We start from the raw sequence: 440 nt of genomic DNA, 5'->3' as shown, positions 1-440 counted from the left end.
AGCAACCAATTAATTTTAAAAGAATTGGAAAACCATTTTGGCGACAAAATCAGCGTTCGCCGTTTGTCTGATTTGTACCCTGATTTTAAAATTGACGTGCCAGCCGAGCAAAATGCGTTGGTGCAAGCCGATGTGGTCTTGTTTCAATACCCGACTTTTTGGTTTAACACCCCTGCGATTTTGAAAAAATGGTTAGACGATGTGTGGCTCTACGGCTTTGCTTATGGTGAAGGTGGCGACAAATTGCACGGTAAAAAATTGCTCGTTTCTACCAGCACAGGCTCGCAAGAAGGCACTTATAATGGCGAAATCGTGGCAAAAATTGAAGATTTGGTTAAGCCCGTTAAGCATTCGGCTTTGTATTCAGGCTTTGAATGGCAAGGTGTATACCCACTTTATGGCGCGTTGTACATTGCAGGCGTGCATAACGATGAACATTT

At 43.0% G+C, this 440-nt stretch carries 1 protein-coding gene; it reads left to right on the top strand.

What is annotated here, in order from left to right:
* Nucleotides 1-440: NAD(P)H-dependent oxidoreductase (locus AM305_RS04240; RefSeq protein ID WP_005823433.1), on the top strand; the 440-nt coding region annotated here is incomplete at both ends.

The organism is Actinobacillus minor NM305 (genome assembly GCF_000175195.1).
Classification (GTDB): Bacteria; Pseudomonadota; Gammaproteobacteria; order Enterobacterales; family Pasteurellaceae; genus Haemophilus_A; species Haemophilus_A minor.
Note: the sequence above shows the minus strand (reverse complement) of the source record. Positions and strands in the feature narration are given on the sequence as shown.